This window comes from Micromonospora sp. LH3U1, from assembly GCF_028475105.1.
GTDB lineage: Bacteria > Actinomycetota > Actinomycetes > Mycobacteriales > Micromonosporaceae > Micromonospora.
In genome coordinates this window covers 4,107,941-4,123,042 of the sequence record NZ_CP116936.1, presented here as the reverse complement: position 1 = coordinate 4,123,042, position 15,102 = coordinate 4,107,941, and the positions used below count along the sequence as shown (strand labels likewise).

Below are 15,102 nucleotides of genomic sequence, written 5' to 3'. Positions count from 1 at the left end.
GGCTGTTCGGATCCGCCTACGACCGGTCACGAAATCCGGCGGCGAATCGTCACAACTGGCAGTTAGTCTGCCTCCGCGCGTCGTTGCCTCGGTACGTCGCGCCCCGCGCCTGGTCGGCGCGGCATCTCCGCCACCGCCCACCATTGGCCGGCTCAATCGACTTCAGGAGAGTCTGTGACACAGCAATCCGTCGCGACGTCAGACAAACTCGACGCCGCGGTGCTCAAGGTGGCCGGCGTCGTCGTCCTTGGCGCGATCATGTCGATCCTTGACGTGACGGTGGTCAGCGTGGCGCTGCCCACCTTCCAGAGTGAGTTCGACGCGAGCTACGCGCGCGTCGCGTGGACGATGACCGGCTACACCCTCGCGCTCGCCACCGTGATCCCGCTCAGCGGGTGGGCGGCTGACCGGTTCGGCACGAAACGCCTTTACATGGTGGCGCTGGCGCTCTTCACGATCGGGTCCGGTCTCTGCGCCACGGCCGACTCGATCGGTGAGTTGATCGGCTACCGGGTCCTGCAGGGCCTCGGTGGCGGCATGCTCATGCCGCTGGGCATGACCATCATGACCCGCGCGGCCGGCCCGCACCGGATCGGCCGACTGATGGCCGTCCTCGGCATCCCGATGCTGCTCGGGCCGATCGGCGGCCCGATCCTCGGCGGCTGGCTGATCGACGTCGCGAGCTGGCACTGGATCTTCCTGATCAACCTGCCGATCGGTGTCGTCGCGCTGATCTACGCGCAGATGGCGCTGCCGAAGGACGCTCCCGAGCCGTCGCAGTCGTTCGACTTCATCGGCATGCTCATGCTCTCGCCGGGCCTCGCCCTCTTCCTCTACGGCGTCTCGTCACTGCCGGAGGCGGGCACGTTCGCCGAGGCCAAGGTGTGGGCACCGATGCTGGTCGGCGGCGCGCTGGTGGTGTCGTTCGTGCTCTACTCGTTCAAGCCCCAGCACCCGCTGCTCGACCTGCGGCTGTTCCGCAACCGCAGCCTGACCATCGCCTCGGTGACGCTGTTCGTGTTCATCATCGCGTTCATGGGCGCCGGTCTGCTGTTCCCGAGCTACTTCCTGCAGGTGCGCGGCGAGTCGACGCTGGCCGCCGGCCTGCTGATGGCCCCGCAGGGCCTCGGCGCGATGATCACCATGCCGATCGCCGGCACGTTGGCCGACCGGGTGCCGATCGGGCGCACCGTTCCGTTCGCGCTGGCGCTCATCGTCGCCGGGTTCTTCAGCTTCACGCAGGTCGACCCGCAGACCTCGTACTGGCTGCTCGGCGGCTCGCTGTTCGTGATGGGCCTCGGCATGGGCGGCACGATGATGCCGATCATGACATCGGCTCTGCGGACGTTGCAGGCGCAGGAGGTGGCACGCGGCTCGACGCTGGTCAACATCCTCCAGCAGATCGGCGGGTCGGTCGGCGCCGCCGTGATGTCGGTGATCCTCACCAACGAGCTGAACGGCTCCCGGCCGATCCCCGGCCTGGTGGACCCGAGCGGTAAGCCGATCACCGAGGCCGGGCTGGCCATCGCCTCCCAGCAGCGGCCGGAGCTGCTCCAGCAGATGCCGGTGGATCCGTCGGTCATCGAGCGCGGGCTCGACTTCGCCGCCAAGTCGTTCGCGACCACGTTCTGGGTCGCGTTCGCGCTGGTCCTGCTCACGTTCGTTCCGGCTGCCCTGCTGCCGCGCCGACGTCAGCCGGCGCAGCTCGACGACCAGCAGGCGGATCAGGTCAAGGCACCGGTCGTCATCCACTGAGCGACCCGCCCGCCGCGCTCGACACCACACGAGGTGTCGAGCGCGGCGGTGGCGGTCTCTCCCGCGTCACGGCGCAGCGAATGTGCCACGCCTATGACCGTCCAACGCCGCCGCACCCCGAGGCCTGCCCGCTGTGACGAACGGACCTCGGGGCGCGACACGAGGATCAGCGGCTCAGCAGCTCCACCACGGCCGCGGTGAACTCCGCCGGCTGCTCGATGTGCGCGAAGTGCCCGCTCTGCTCCAGCACCACCAGGCGCGAGTCCTTGAGGCCCGCGTGCAGTTGCTCGGCGAAGCGGGGACCGCAGATGAAGTCGTGCGCCCCCACGATGACCACGACGGGCACGGTGATCTCGCCCAGCGATTCCCGCACGTCGAAGGGCGTGGGGTCCTGCGCGCCCGCCGGCGCCGACCAGATCCGTACGGTGGCCTGGAACGGGGCGAACTCGTCCTGTCGGTCCCAGAAGTCCGCGAAGTACACCGGAAGGGCGGCCCGCAGGGCGGTCGCCAACGACTCGTCGTCCGTCGCGCCGCCGATCTGCGCGAAGGCGGCCGGGACCGCCGCCGCCTCCGGCCGGTCCGGGTGCCGCTGCGGGTACGCGGCGAGACCGGCCATCGCCTCGGCCCAGAACTCCGCGCCGGTGACGGGTGAGGTGTCGTACAGGGCGAGACCGGTGACCCGGTCCGGGTGTGCCAGCACGTACCGCTGCACGACGAAGCCGCCGTGCGAGTGGCCGAGGAGGTACACCCGGGGCTCGCCGAGGTGCTCGACGACCGCGTGGAGGAACCGGACGTACGTTTCGAGACGGTAGTCGTCGGGGTTGTCGAGCTGCCCCGAGGCACCCGTGCCGACCGGCTCGACGTACACCATGGTGAAGTGCTCTTCGAGGCTGGGCGTCCGCAGGTAGGCCCACTCGATGCCGGGGCCGCCGGAGTGCGCAACGCACACCGGGCCGGTGCCGGCGACGTGGTAGACCTGCCGAACGCCGTCGACGGTGACCGTGTGGGCGCCCGGTGCGAGGGCGTTGGTGTCGTGGCTGGTGGAACCCATGAACTATCTCCCGCGGCAGCTGGTGAATGACGCGAACCAGATGCGGGGGTCGAGGGAAAAGTTCGCTCGGTGCGGAAAGTTTTTCTCAGACCAGCGCCGGCTGGCGGACCGCCCGCGCCGGGACGGGGTGGAAGAGGGTCAGCTGGCGCACCCGGCCCTCGCGCAGCACCTGCAACCACAGCGCCGCCGGCGGGCAGTGCTCCGGGTCGTCGGGCGGGCTGATGAGGTCGGTCTCCCAGATCAGCACGTCGCCGCTGGCCACGACGTTGCGCAGCCGCTGGCGTACCCCGGCGGTCAGGTCTCTGGTCATGCCACCGATCGCGAGGTCACGGCCGCCGCGCGGGCCACCCGGCACGATCATCTCGGCGTCCGGCCACCAGCTCTCGCGGACCACCCGGTCGAAGCCGCCGTCCATCGCCGTGGCGATCATGTCGTGGCCCTCACGCCACCGCGACTCGCTCGACGCGGTGACATCCGTGTGCGCCGCGCTCGCCGCCGTCCGGAGGCCACCGGCGAGCGCACGGCGGGCGTGGCTGAGGCGGCTGCGGACAGTGCCGACCGGCACGCCGCACACGGCCGCGATCTGCTCGTACGAGGACGCGTCGCTGAAGTACCGCAGCAGGGTGACGAGCCGGTCAGGTTCGGACAGCTGCCCGATGGCGTGCCACACCCAGTCGCGCATCGCGCCCCGGTCCAGGGCCTCCTCGGGGGTGGGTGTGTCGGCGGGGCCGGCGAACCACTCCGGCTCGGCGACCGGCACAGCTCTGGGCCCGCGCAACGTCATCCGACTGTTGTTGCGGACGATGGCACGCAGCCACGGGCCGACGGCTGCCGGGTCGCGGACCTCGCCGATGCGACGCAACGCCACCACCATCGCGTCCTGCACCGCGTCCTCGGCGTCCGGTCCGTAACCGAGGACGCCCAGCGCGACGGCCCGCATCTCGGCCTCGTGACGGGCCAGCAGCGCACCGAGCGCCGCCGCGTCTCCAGCCTGCGCGAGCACGACCAGCTCCACGTCACCCTGCGTCACGCGTACGTCCTCCTGCACGTCCCGGGGCGTCCCATCTGCGGCGCTTTGGGCGGTTTTGTTTGCTGCCCTTCGCCGCTACCAGCCTACGACGGGTGAAGGTGGGGTTCGCCGGCCAGCGCTGAGGGGGAGTCCCGGCTGACCGACCGTCCGGGCACCGATGCCGGCGACGGCTGCCGGAAAGTGACATACGTCGGTCGTAGCGTGCGTGGCATGAGGACCTGTGTTGGCGAAGCCCTGTGGTCGCGCGCGGCCGACATCCGCGCCTTCTCCGAGGCCCTGCGATGACCGAGCTGAGCTGGGCGCAGGTGTCCGCCCGGCGTCTTCAGCGGCACGGGCTCTCGGCACCGGCCTCCGGGCCGGACGCCGCACCGGACGCCGAGCGCGTCGCCGACGTGGTGTCGGCGATGTGCGGCGCGCACGCCCAGGTCGCCTCCGCCGCCGAGCTGTCCGTCGGGCTCCGGGTCCGTGGCGTCACTCGTGGTCTGGTGCGCCAGGCGCTGTGGAGGGATCGCACCCTGGTCAAGACCCGTGGGCCGCGCGGGACGGTGCACCTGCTCGCCGCTGCGGACCTGCCGATGTGGACCGGCGCGCTGACCGCGTTGCCGGCTCCGTCGTGGGAGCAGAGCCGCGACCTGTTGACTCCCGCGCAGACTGGCCAGGTCCTCGCCGCCATCGCCGACGCATTGGCCGAGGCCGAGTTGACCACCGCCGAGTTGACCGATGAGATCGTAGCCCGCACCGGCCCGTGGGCGGGCGAGCGGGTCATGGAGGCGTTCCAGGACAACTGGCCCCGGTGGATCGCGGCGATGACAGCCGCCAGCCGGGGCGGGGTGATCTGCTTCGGTCCCAACCGGGGCCGCGCCACCACCTACACGAGCCCGGCGCGTTGGCTGCCCGGGTTCACGCCGATGTCCGGTCCGGCGGCGCTGGCCGATCTCGTCCGCCGCTACCTGTACGCGTACGGGCCGGCCACTCCGGCACAGTTCGCCCAGTGGCTGTCGACGCCGGTGCGGTGGACGACGTCGCTGTTCGACTCACTGGACCTGAGCGAGGTGACCGTGGAGGGCACGCGAGCGTGGGTGGCAGTCGACGACACCGATTTCCCGGACGACCGGCCGTCCGGGTTGCGGTTACTGCCCTACTTCGACGCGTACGCCGTGGGCTGCCACCCGCGTGAGCGGCTCTTTCCCGGTGCCGCCGCCGAGCGGGCGTTGGCCCGTGGGCAGGCCGGCAACTATCCGGTGCTGCTGGTGGACGGGGAGGTCGCCGGAGTGTGGCACCAGCGCCGTTCGGGCCGCACGATCCAGGTCACGGTCGAGCCGTTGCGGGCGCTCGACTCCGGCCGACTGCGGGAGTTGGAGCAGGAGGTCGAGCGGGTCGGCGAGATCATGGAGGGGACGCCGTCGCTGACGGTCGGCACGGTCGCCGTCGGCCCACATGCCTGACGGGGGCGTTCAATGAGCCAGGATGAGGTCGTGCACATCGAACCCGTCGACTACGCGCCCCGACAGGCGTTTCCGTGGGCGATCCTGCGGCAGCGCTGGGAGGATCTCACCTTCCTGCACTGGGCCGTCGCACCGGAACTCGTCGCGCCGTTGCTGCCCGCCGGCACTCGTCCGGACACACTGGACGGCGTCAGCTACGTCGGCCTGATCGGCTTCCGGATGGTCGGGCTGGGCTTCGGTCGTGGCCCCGGGGTGCCGTACCTCGGCACCTTCTGGGAGACCAACGTCCGGCTGTACTCGGTCGACGACACCGGCCGGCGGGCGGTGGTGTTCCGGTCGCTCGACGCGTCCCGCCTCGTGCCGGTGCTGGTCGCACGGGCGACACTGCGTCTGCCGTACCTCTGGTCGTCGATGCGGTTGGACCGCGACGGTGACCGACTCACCTACCGGTGCCGGCGACGCTGGCCCGGCCCGGCGGGTGCGACGAGCCGGATGGTGGTGCGGGTGGGGGAGCCGATTGCCGAGCCGACTCCCCTGGAGCACTTCGTCACCGCCCGCTGGGGGCTGCACACCCGGGCGTACGGGCGCACGCTGCACCTGCCGAACTGGCATCCGCGCTGGCCGCTGCACCGGGCCGAGCTGCTGCACCTCGACGACGAGCTGGTCGTTGCCGCCGGGCTGCCGGCACCGGTCGGGCCGCCGGCCAGCGTGCTCTACTCGCCCGGTGTGGGGGTGCGGTTCGGCCCGCCGGTGCCGGTGCGTCGGCCCGGCTGACCGGGAACGGCCTGGTGACCGTTCCCGGTCGGCGTCGCGTCAGTAACGGCCGCCCTCCGGTGCGGGCAGGGCGTCGAGGTCGGCCAGGTCCTCGGCGCTGAGCCGCACGTCGCCGGCGGCGCAGTTGTCCACCAGGTACTTCGGGGTCTTGGTGCCGGGGATCGGAATGACCTGGTCACCCTGGGCGACCACCCAGGCGAGCGCGACCTGCGCGGGGCTGACGCCGGCCCGGTCGGCGATCTCCCGGACCCGGGCGACGATGGCGAGGTTGGCGCGGAGCGCATCCTGCTGGAAACGCGGCAGGCCGCGGCGGAAGTCGTCGGCGGGCAGGTCGTCGAACGAGTTGAACCGGCCGGCGAGGAAACCGCGGCCGAGCGGCGAGAACGGCAGGAAGGCGATGCGCTGCTCGACGCAGTACGGCAGCACCTCGGCCAGCGGATCGCGGGTCCACAGCGACAGCTCGGATTGCACCGACGCCACGGGGTGCACCGCCTGGGCGCGCTCGATCTGGGTCACCGTCACCTCGGAGAGGCCGATCTGCCGCGCCTTGCCCGCGGCCACGACCTCGGCCATGGCACCCCAGGACTCCTCGATGGGCACCTCCGGGTCGACGCGGTGCAGCTGGTAGAGGTCGACGTGGTCGGTGCCGAGCCGGCGCAGACTGTCGTCGATCGCCGTGCGGATGTGCTCCGGGCGGCCGTTGTTGCCGATCTTCGGTGAGTTGCCGGGACCGCCGGTGGGGGAGGTGACGACCAGGCCGGCCTTCGTCGCCAGGACGGCCCGCTCCCGGTGACCGCCGGCCAACGCTCGCCCGACAAGTTCCTCGTTGGTGTACGGCCCGTAGACGTCCGACGTGTCGATCAGGGTGGCGCCCAGGTCCAGTGCCTGTCGGATGACGGAGATCGACGTGTCGTCGTCGCGAGGGCCGGTGATGTCGTATCCGTGGCTCATGCCCATGCACCCGAGGCCGATGACGCCGACTTGGGGACCTGCGCTGCCCAGCGTGGTGGTTCGCATGCGCCCTACGCTACGACCGGCCGGGCGTCCCGGCCACCGGGTTGCGCCCCCGCGCCGCAGGCCTCGTGGTTCGTGCCCGACGTCCTCTGCTCCTAGCCGATGGGGCGTCACCCCGAGCGGGTAGGGCGTCGGGGCGGTCGGTCCGACCGCCCCGACGTCAGGCTGCCGCGCCGACCCTCAGGACTTCAACTGGGTGAAGCGGATGCTGTTGCCGAAGGGGTCGCGCAGGCCGCAGTCGATCCCGTAGGGGCGATCGGTCGGTTCCTCGGTGAACTCGACGCCCCGACCCAGCAGCGTCTCGTAGGTTTTGCGGCAGTCGTCGGTGGCGAAGATGAGTGAGCCGCCCATCGCGCCCTTGCTGACCAGGGCGCGAACCTCCTGTGCGGTCTCCTCGGACATCGCCGGTGGGCCGGGCTTCTCCAACAGGATCTGGCGATCCGGCTCACCGGGGACGTTGACGGTCAGCCAGCGCATGAAGCCCATGTCGACGTCGGCGTTGACCTCCAGGCCGAGCTTGCCGACGTAGAAGTCGAGGGCCTTGTCCTGGTCGAGGACGTAGATCTGTGAGTGCGTGATTGCGGTGAACATGCAGTTCACGCTATGGGGGACCCGGGCGGACCGCTTATCCAAAACTGCTCAGTGACCCCCTTGACGTCGGTCATGCGGGGCGCAATAGTTAGGCACATGCCTAAGCATGCGGAGGGGCAGGGCGGCGTACTGGACGGTGTGTTCCACGCGCTGTCCGACCCCACGCGCCGCCAGGTCGTCGAGCGCCTCGCCCAGGGGCCGGCCACGACCAGCGATCTGGCTCGTCCGTTTGAGATGGCACTCCCGTCGTTCACCCAGCACCTGCACGTCCTCGAGCGCTCCGGTCTGGTGACGTCGGAGAAGGCGGGCCGGGTGCGCACCTACCGGCTCGCGCCCCAGCCGTTCGAACACCTCGACACCTGGCTCGCCGTGCAGCGCGCGCGGTGGACCCGACGCCTGGACCAACTCGACTCTCTTCTCTACGACCTCAAGGAGCAACAGCAATGACCGTCTACACCGTGAATCCCGAGCTCGACCTCGTCCTGGAGCGCACCGTCGACGTGGCACCCGAGCTGGTCTGGCGGGCCTGGACCACGCCCGAGCTGCTCATGCAGTGGTTCACCCCGAAGCCCTGGTCGACCGTCGCCTGCGAAATCGACCTGCGGCCCGGCGGCAGGTTCGACAACACCATGCGCTCGCCCGAGGGCCAGGACTTCCCACACAGCGGGTGCATCCTGGTGGCCGAGGAGAACTCGACGCTGGTCTTCACCTCCGGCCTCGGCCCCGGCTTCCGCCCGCAGATCACCGAGGACGGTTTCCCGTTCACCGCGGTGATTCGGATCGAGCCTCACGGCACCGGCACGAAGTACACCGCCATCGCGATCCACGCCGACGCGTCGGCGAAGAAGTCGCACGAGGAGATGGGTTTCCACGAGGGCTGGGGCGCGGCCCTGGACCAGCTGGTCGACCTCATGAAGTCGCACTGAGCGCTCTATTTCTGGCACGGTGGCTCGGGAGCGGTGCCACACGTGTGTCGGTGGTGTGTGCTGGACTGACCGACATGGAGCCCTCCCGATTCCTCGACTGCTTGGCGGCCGACTTCGCCAGGCTGCGCGCCGTCGCCACGACCGACCCCACCGCGGCGGTGCCCAGCTGTCCCGGGTGGAGCGTCGCCGACCTCACCCGCCACGTCGGCGAGGTCTATCTGCACAAGACCCTGGCCATCCGCCACGGGGCCGAACCCGAGCCATGGCCACCGGCGGAGCTGGCCACCGAGGAGCCGCTGGTGCTGCTCGACCGGGCGCACGCCGCGCTTCTGGCCGAGTTTGCCGCCCACGACCCGAACGATCCGGCCGGCTCCTGGTACAAGCCCGGCCAGACCGTCGGCTTCTGGATCCGCCGGATGGCACAGGAGACCGTCATCCACCGCATCGACGCCGAGTTGGGCGTCCGGGCCCCGGTCGCACCCATCCCGGACGACCTCGCCGTGGACGGCGTCGACGAACTGCTCCGCGTGTTCGTGGAGTATTCGGCGGTCGAGTGGGCCGACTACTTCAACGAGATCCTGGCCGATTCGCCGGGCTGGACGTACGCGTTGCGCACCGACGGTGGGGCGTGGTCGGTGCGCACCGGCCCGGGGTTGTTCAGCGTGACCGACGGCGTGGCCGACACCGCCGATGTGACAGTCACCGGCCCGCCGGCGGCGCTGCTGCGCTGGGCGTGGGGCCGGGAGCTGCCGGGCGAGTCGAGCGGCGTCAGCGTGCAGGGTGCACCCGAGGCCCTCGCACTGTTGCGCCGCTGCATCGTCACCGCGACCTCGTGAGGTTGCGCTCTGGCGGACCTGGGTCTCCGGCGGTATGCTCCGGCGCGATGATCACCTCCTCTCGTCTCAGAATGGGGGTCCGATCCGCGAACGGTGAGTGCTGATGCACTCCCGGGCCGCGGATGCGGATTCTCGACTGTCCATCTGGCGGCGCGTGCGCGAGTTCGCCGTGCCGCCGTCCATGATCGATCGTGCTACCGCTCGTCGCCGCTCAGGTGACTGGGCCGGGGCGTGCGCCGCAGCGCGCGTCGATGCCGACATCAGCCTGCGCGCCGTCGCCGACGTTCACGGCCGGGAGTTGGCGGCTCAGCTCCGCGCCGACCTCCGCCACCTGGCGCCTGATCTGCTGCGCTGGCACCTACCGAGGGTGGCCCCCGACGGCCTGCTGCGTCCGGGCCTGATCGTCTCGCTGGCCCGGTACGACGCGGAGCAGCGAGTCGGCGGCGTTGTGCACCTGGTGGCCCGGACCCCGCCGGCCTGGGCCGACGCCGGGCAGCGGATCAGCCTCGGGTTGTGGGACGGGTCCCGCAGCGGGTCGGGTCCGCATTTCCACCCCAACCAGCGGTTCCGCCTCGACCTGCACCGTCACCTGTGGGACGCCCGCCGGGCCGCTGAGCTGCGGACCCGATCCGGTGCGGACCGGCTGCCGGCCGACGCCCCACCCGAAGGCGTTCTCGACGGGCTGGGGCCGACGGCACGGGCATTCGGGTACGCGACCGACAGGTGGGCGGCCGAGGCAGCGCTCCTCCTCGGCGACGGGGGCGGGTCAGCGGCACTGTCGCGGTGCGGCTCGGCGGCCGACGTCGGCTGGTCCTGGACGTGATCGCGGGCGGGAACGGCGTCGTCACCACGGGCGGGAACGGCGTCGTCACCGCGGGCGCGGGCGGCGGCCAGCGGCCCACGGCGCGGGTCATCACTCCGGCTGGCGGCGCAGGGCTGCCGGTGCTGCCCGACGCGGCGACCTGGCTTCTCCCCGATCTGGCGCTGCTCCGCTGTGGGCTGATCGAGCCCGATCGGCTGCACCCTCTGGTCGCGTCGGCGCTCGTGCCGGAGCACTCGGCGCCCACCCGCTCGACGGCGCCGAACCCGCCCACGCTGCCGCGCATGGTGCCGTGTCGGGGTGCCCACCATCGCATCGGCCTGGTCGACGGGGTGCTCGCCACGCTCGACCATGACCCGGCAGAGATCCGCCGGGAGGAGCTGCTGGCCGCGCTCACCGGGACCCCGCTGCCCTGCCTGCGGGCGATCGACGAGGCGCACCGACAGCCGGAGTGTCTCCCCGATGTGCGGGCACGCCTGGACCACGGGGACGCCTCCGGCGCACTGGCCACCGTCGAAGCCCTGCTCGGCCCCGACGCGCTCCTGCGCGACGGCGCCCTGCGCGACGAACTCGAGACCGCCGCGCAACGGCGGATCATCCACAGTCTGTTCCGGGCTGGCCTGATCGGTGCCGGACCGGGTCCGACCGCCGATGAACCCCGCCGCGCCGGCGGGCGCCGCCGTCGCTCGCGCCACGCGACATTCCGCTGAGCAGGGGGCCTCGCCCCGGTACGGCTCCATCCCCCCACTCGTCACGAACCCAAAGGTGATGACCATGCCTGCATCCAGTCCCCAGCTCGACGTCGCCCGCGACCTGCTCGCGTTGCTCGGTGCGACCACCACCGAACCCCGCCCCGACACGCAGTTGGCGGCCCTGACCCTGGCCGTCGCCGCCGACCTCCCCGTACTCCTGTGGGGTGAGCCCGGCATCGGCAAGACCGCCGCCCTGACCCACCTGGCGGCCACCCTGGACCTGCCGTTGACGACGGTGGTCGCGAGCGTCCACGAGCCGTCCGACTTCTCGGGATTGCCGATCGTCGGTGCCGATCCAGCGACCCAGGGTGTCCCGATGGCCCCGCCGGACTGGGCGGTGCGCCTGGTACGCGCCGGTCGAGGGCTGCTGTTCCTCGACGAGTTGTCCACGGCGCCGCCCGCCGTTCAGGCCGCCCTGCTGCGCCTCGTGTTGGAGCGGCGCGTCGGTGCACTGCGGCTGCCGGCGGGCGTGCGGATCGTGGCCGCCGCCAATCCACGTTCGACGACTGCTGACGGGTGGGAGCTGAGCCCGCCGCTGGCCAACCGCTTCGTGCACGTCCAATGGACCCACGATCACGAGGTCGTCGTACGAGGGCTGGGCGGTACGTGGCCCCGTGCGGCGCTGCCCCGGCTCGACCCGGAACTGTTGCCGGAGGCAGTCGCCTTCGCCCGCCGCGCGGTGTGCGGCCTGCTCTCCGTCCGCCCGGACCTCGTGCACCGGCTGCCCAGTACCGACATCGGCCGGGGCGGGGCCTGGCCGTCGCCGCGGAGTTGGGAGATGACGCTGCGGCTGACCGCCTTCGCGACTGCGGCGGGCGTCTCCCGCGAGGTGTTGTCGATGCTGGTCAGGGGTACGGTCGGTGACGGTCCCGGGCTGGAGCTGTTGGCCAGCATGGACCGGATGGATCTGCCTGACCCGGAGGACCTGCTGGCGGACCCCGCAGCGGCCGTCCTGCCCGAGCGGGGGGACCTGCGGCAGGCCGTGTTGGACGCCGTGGTGGCGGCAGTCCGCAATCGCCCGGAACGGTCCCGCTGGGATGCGGCGTGGGTTCTGCTGGCCCGAGCGGTGGAGACCGGCGCCCCGGATCTGGTGGTGGTTCCCGCGACCACTCTCGCCACCCTGCGTCGTGAGGACTGGGATGTGCCCGCCACGATCGAAGGTCTTGCCGGGGCGGTGTCGCTGTCCCAGCGAACGGACCGGGCGGTGGCCCGGGTCGCGGCCGCCGCCGGGGTCGGACGATGAACGGCGTGGACACTGCGACCCTGGACGCCGACAAGCTGTACGCGGCCCGGTTGTACGCCGCACGCGTCCGGCCCTACCTGGCGACGGCGTTGTTCGCCCTGCACCCGGTGGTGTCGGGGCAGGTGCCGACGATGGCGGTGGACCGGCACTGGCGCTGTTACGTCTCGCCGCCGTTCGTGGACCGCACCCCGCTGGAGCAACTTGCCGGGGTGTGGGTGCACGAGGTCTCGCATCTGCTGCGCGACCACCACGGCCGGGGTGATCGCGTCGCCCGGGACCGAGGGTTGACCGGCCCGGGGGAGCGGCTGCGGATGAACATCGCCGCAGACTGCGAGATCAACGACGACGTGTTCGGTGACGGGCTGCCGATGCCCGAGGGCGCTGTCGAACCGACGTCGTTGGGTCTCGCCCCCGGGCAACTGATGGAGGACTACCTGCGCCAGTTCGGACTTGGTCCGCGTACCCAGGATCTGGTCTGGTTGGACTGCGGCAGCGGCGCGGACGGGTTGGCGCGGGAGTGGGACCTGGGACCGGACGGCGCGCACGGCCTCAGCGCACAGGAGCGCGACGCGGTCCGGTTCAGGGTGGCGGAGGGCATCACCGGCCGACCGGGGTCCGTGCCCCGGGGCTGGCGAAGGTGGGCGGAGCAGGCGTTCCACCCACCGCAGCCGTGGCGGGACCTGCTGGGTGCGGCGGTCCGCTCGGCGGCCGTGGCTACGGGGGTCGGTGCGGACCACACCTACGGCCGACCGTCTCGACGGTCCGCCGGCGTGCCCGACGCGATCCTGCCCAGCCTTCGCCGCCGGCCCCCCAACGTCTGCGTCATCGTCGATACATCCGGCTCGGTCAGTGACGCTGAACTGGGCAGCGCGCTGCTCGAGGTGGCGGCGATATCCCGGGCCGTGGGCGGTCGGCGCGACCTGGTGACCGTGCTGCCGTGCGACGCGGCGGTCCAGCGGGTCCATTCGCTGTGCCGCGCGGAGGAGATTCCGCTGGTCGGCGGTGGCGGCACGGATCTGCGCACCGCCTTCACCCGTGCGCTGCGGCTACGCCCCCGACCGGACGTCATCGTGGCCCTGACTGACGGGCAGACGCCCTGGCCGGCCGCCCGTCCGGCGGCCCGGACGGTGGTGGGCCTGTTTCCCCGGCACCGGGCGTCGTGGCACGAGGACGCGGACCAGGTTCCCGATTCGCCGCCAGCGTGGGCGCGGGTGGTGACAATCGGGCCGACCTAGATCGGGCGGCGGCCGGCCCTGAATCTGCGCCACGCTGACCTCCCGGCCATCGGGAAGTCGGCGGCCCGGTCTTGAGATGCATAGCTGATGATCGATATTGTCAGCCGTAGGCGCCGCCCCGCCTCAGGCCATCACCGTCGATTGACCGAAGCGGGTTCAGCATGCGCAAACTGAGACTTGTCACGACTCTGGCCGTCGCCGGCCTGCTCGCCGGTGGGGTGGCGATGGTCGCCACACCGGCCAGCGCGGCTACCGCCGTGTTCTCCGTGACGAACAACTGGGGCAGTGGCTATCAGGGACAGGTCACCGTCACCAACAACACCTCCACACAGATCACCAGTTGGCGGGTCGAGTTCGACCTGCCGTCCGGGTCGGGCGTCAGCCAGTCGTGGAACGCGCAGCAGACGACCTCCGGCAGCCGCTACACCTTCACCAACGTGTCCTGGAACGGGACACTGGCCGCTGGCGCCTCGACCTCGTTCGGCTTCCTCGTCAACGGCTCCGGCACCCCGGTCAACTGCACGGTGAACGGCGCGTCCTGCGCCGGCGGTCCGCCCCCGACGCCCACGCCGACCACTCCGACGCCAACCCCGACCGTGCCGCCGCCGACCACCGGCACCCCCGTCGAGCGGTACGGGCAGTTGCGGGTCTGCGGCACGACGATGTGCGACAAGAACGGCACGCGGGTGCAGCTGCGCGGCATCAGCAGCATGTGGCTCAACTGGGAGACCGCCCCGTACGCCGAGAACCTCTCCGCCCTGACCTGGATGCGGGACAACTGGAACCTCCAGGTGATCCGCGCGGCGATGGGCGTTGAGCCGGCCGGCGCGTACCTCAGTGACCCGGCCAAGGCGCGGACGCAGGTGGAGACCATCATCAACAACGCGGTCACCGCCGGCGTGTACGTGATCGTCGACTGGCACGCGCACGAGGCGCAGAACAACCAGTCCCAGGCGGTGGCGTTCTTCGGCGACCTGGCCCGCCGTTACGGCAACCTGCCCAACGTCATCTGGGAGCCCTACAACGAGCCGTTGCAGGTCAGCTGGACCGGCGTCATCAAGCCGTACCACCAGGCGGTGGTGTCCGCCATCCGCGCCGCCGACCCGGACAACATCGTGGTGCTTGGCACCCCGACCTGGTCCCAGGACGTGGACGCCGCGGCGGCCAGCCCGGTCGCCGGCACCAACCTCATGTACACGCTGCACTTCTACTCGTGCACGCACGGGGCGTCGCTGCGCGCCAAGGGCGACGCCGCTATCCGCGCGGGTCTGGCGCTGTTCGTCACGGAGTGGGGCGCCAGCCACGCCGACGGTGGCCTCGACGGCAGGTCCTGCCTGCCGGAGGCGCAGTCCTGGATCGACTGGATGAAGGCGAACGGCATCTCCTGGACGGCGTGGAAGCTCGACGTCGGCACCGACACCACGAACCTGCTCAGCCCTGGCGCGCCGGTGACCGGAGGGTGGAACAACTACCTGCACGGCCACGCGCCGTTCGTGGTGACGAACATGAGGTGACCCAGAGCGGCGATCCATGCCGTGATCGACTCCAGATCGGCGGATGTCGGGGTGTCCAGGCCGGTGGGACACCCCGACATCACCGGCCCCGCCGATCGGTACAGACGGCCGGCGCT

At 71.4% G+C, this 15,102-nt stretch carries 13 protein-coding genes and 1 pseudogene; 10 read left to right on the top strand and 4 right to left on the bottom strand.

All coding sequences use genetic code 11. The features are described from left to right. The first annotated feature begins 174 nt into the window (after positions 1-174). On the top strand, positions 175-1,755 hold the full coding sequence (locus PCA76_RS18950; protein WP_272611776.1) for a DHA2 family efflux MFS transporter permease subunit: 1,581 nt from the start codon (positions 175-177) through the stop codon (positions 1,753-1,755). A gap of 166 nt (positions 1,756-1,921) precedes the next feature. Here PCA76_RS18950 and PCA76_RS18945 read toward each other — a convergent pair whose 3' ends face one another. Together PCA76_RS18945 and PCA76_RS18940 are read right to left on the bottom strand one after the other, a co-directional pair. Then, a complete protein-coding gene (locus PCA76_RS18945; protein ID WP_272611775.1) occupies positions 1,922-2,806 on the bottom strand; it encodes an alpha/beta fold hydrolase in 885 nt (294 codons plus the stop codon). 85 nt (positions 2,807-2,891) lie between these two features. Next, entirely contained in the window at positions 2,892-3,836 is a 945-nt protein-coding gene (locus PCA76_RS18940; RefSeq protein ID WP_272611774.1) for an RNA polymerase sigma factor, read from the bottom strand. 281 nt (positions 3,837-4,117) lie between these two features. Between PCA76_RS18940 and PCA76_RS18935 the strand changes: the two genes are divergently transcribed. Together PCA76_RS18935 and PCA76_RS18930 are read left to right on the top strand one after the other, a co-directional pair. Continuing rightward, positions 4,118-5,281 (top strand): winged helix DNA-binding domain-containing protein, encoded by a 1,164-nt coding sequence (locus PCA76_RS18935; protein ID WP_272611773.1) that lies wholly within the window; start codon positions 4,118-4,120, stop codon positions 5,279-5,281. Positions 5,282-5,311: 30 nt separating this feature from the next. Beyond that, positions 5,312-6,055, top strand: a complete 744-nt coding sequence (locus PCA76_RS18930) for a YqjF family protein (protein ID WP_272611772.1) — start codon at positions 5,312-5,314, stop codon at positions 6,053-6,055. 39 nt (positions 6,056-6,094) lie between these two features. On the opposite strand, the gene PCA76_RS18925 is transcribed toward PCA76_RS18930, so the two are convergent. Together PCA76_RS18925 and PCA76_RS18920 are read right to left on the bottom strand one after the other, a co-directional pair. Then, positions 6,095-7,072 carry an aldo/keto reductase gene (locus PCA76_RS18925; RefSeq protein ID WP_272611771.1) on the bottom strand — a complete coding sequence of 326 codons (978 nt, stop codon included), beginning with the start codon at positions 7,070-7,072 and terminating at the stop codon, positions 6,095-6,097. Between the two features lie 177 nt (positions 7,073-7,249). Then, a complete protein-coding gene (locus PCA76_RS18920) occupies positions 7,250-7,660 on the bottom strand; it encodes a VOC family protein (protein WP_272611770.1) in 411 nt (136 codons plus the stop codon). 96 nt (positions 7,661-7,756) lie between these two features. Between PCA76_RS18920 and PCA76_RS18915 the strand changes: the two genes are divergently transcribed. From PCA76_RS18915 to PCA76_RS18885, 7 genes and pseudogenes are all read left to right on the top strand, one after another. After that, positions 7,757-8,107, top strand: coding sequence for an ArsR/SmtB family transcription factor (locus PCA76_RS18915; protein WP_272611769.1), 351 nt, complete (start codon positions 7,757-7,759; stop codon positions 8,105-8,107). Further along, a complete protein-coding gene (locus tag PCA76_RS18910) occupies positions 8,104-8,586 on the top strand; it encodes an SRPBCC family protein (RefSeq protein WP_272611768.1) in 483 nt (160 codons plus the stop codon). The genes PCA76_RS18915 and PCA76_RS18910 overlap by 4 nt, the downstream gene beginning before the upstream one ends. A gap of 74 nt (positions 8,587-8,660) precedes the next feature. Beyond that, positions 8,661-9,422 carry a maleylpyruvate isomerase family mycothiol-dependent enzyme gene (locus tag PCA76_RS18905; RefSeq protein WP_272611767.1) on the top strand — a complete coding sequence of 254 codons (762 nt, stop codon included), beginning with the start codon at positions 8,661-8,663 and terminating at the stop codon, positions 9,420-9,422. Positions 9,423-9,525: 103 nt separating this feature from the next. Then, positions 9,526-10,952 (top strand): annotated as a pseudogene (locus tag PCA76_RS18900) (hypothetical protein). A 58-nt stretch (positions 10,953-11,010) separates the two neighbouring features. Further along, entirely contained in the window at positions 11,011-12,237 is a 1,227-nt protein-coding gene (locus PCA76_RS18895; protein WP_272611766.1) for an AAA family ATPase, read from the top strand. Positions 12,238-12,242: 5 nt separating this feature from the next. After that, positions 12,243-13,472, top strand: coding sequence for a vWA domain-containing protein (locus tag PCA76_RS18890; protein WP_272611765.1), 1,230 nt, complete (start codon positions 12,243-12,245; stop codon positions 13,470-13,472). Positions 13,473-13,633: 161 nt separating this feature from the next. Further along, a complete protein-coding gene (locus tag PCA76_RS18885) occupies positions 13,634-14,986 on the top strand; it encodes a cellulase family glycosylhydrolase (RefSeq protein WP_272611764.1) in 1,353 nt (450 codons plus the stop codon). Positions 14,987-15,102 lie beyond the last annotated feature (116 nt).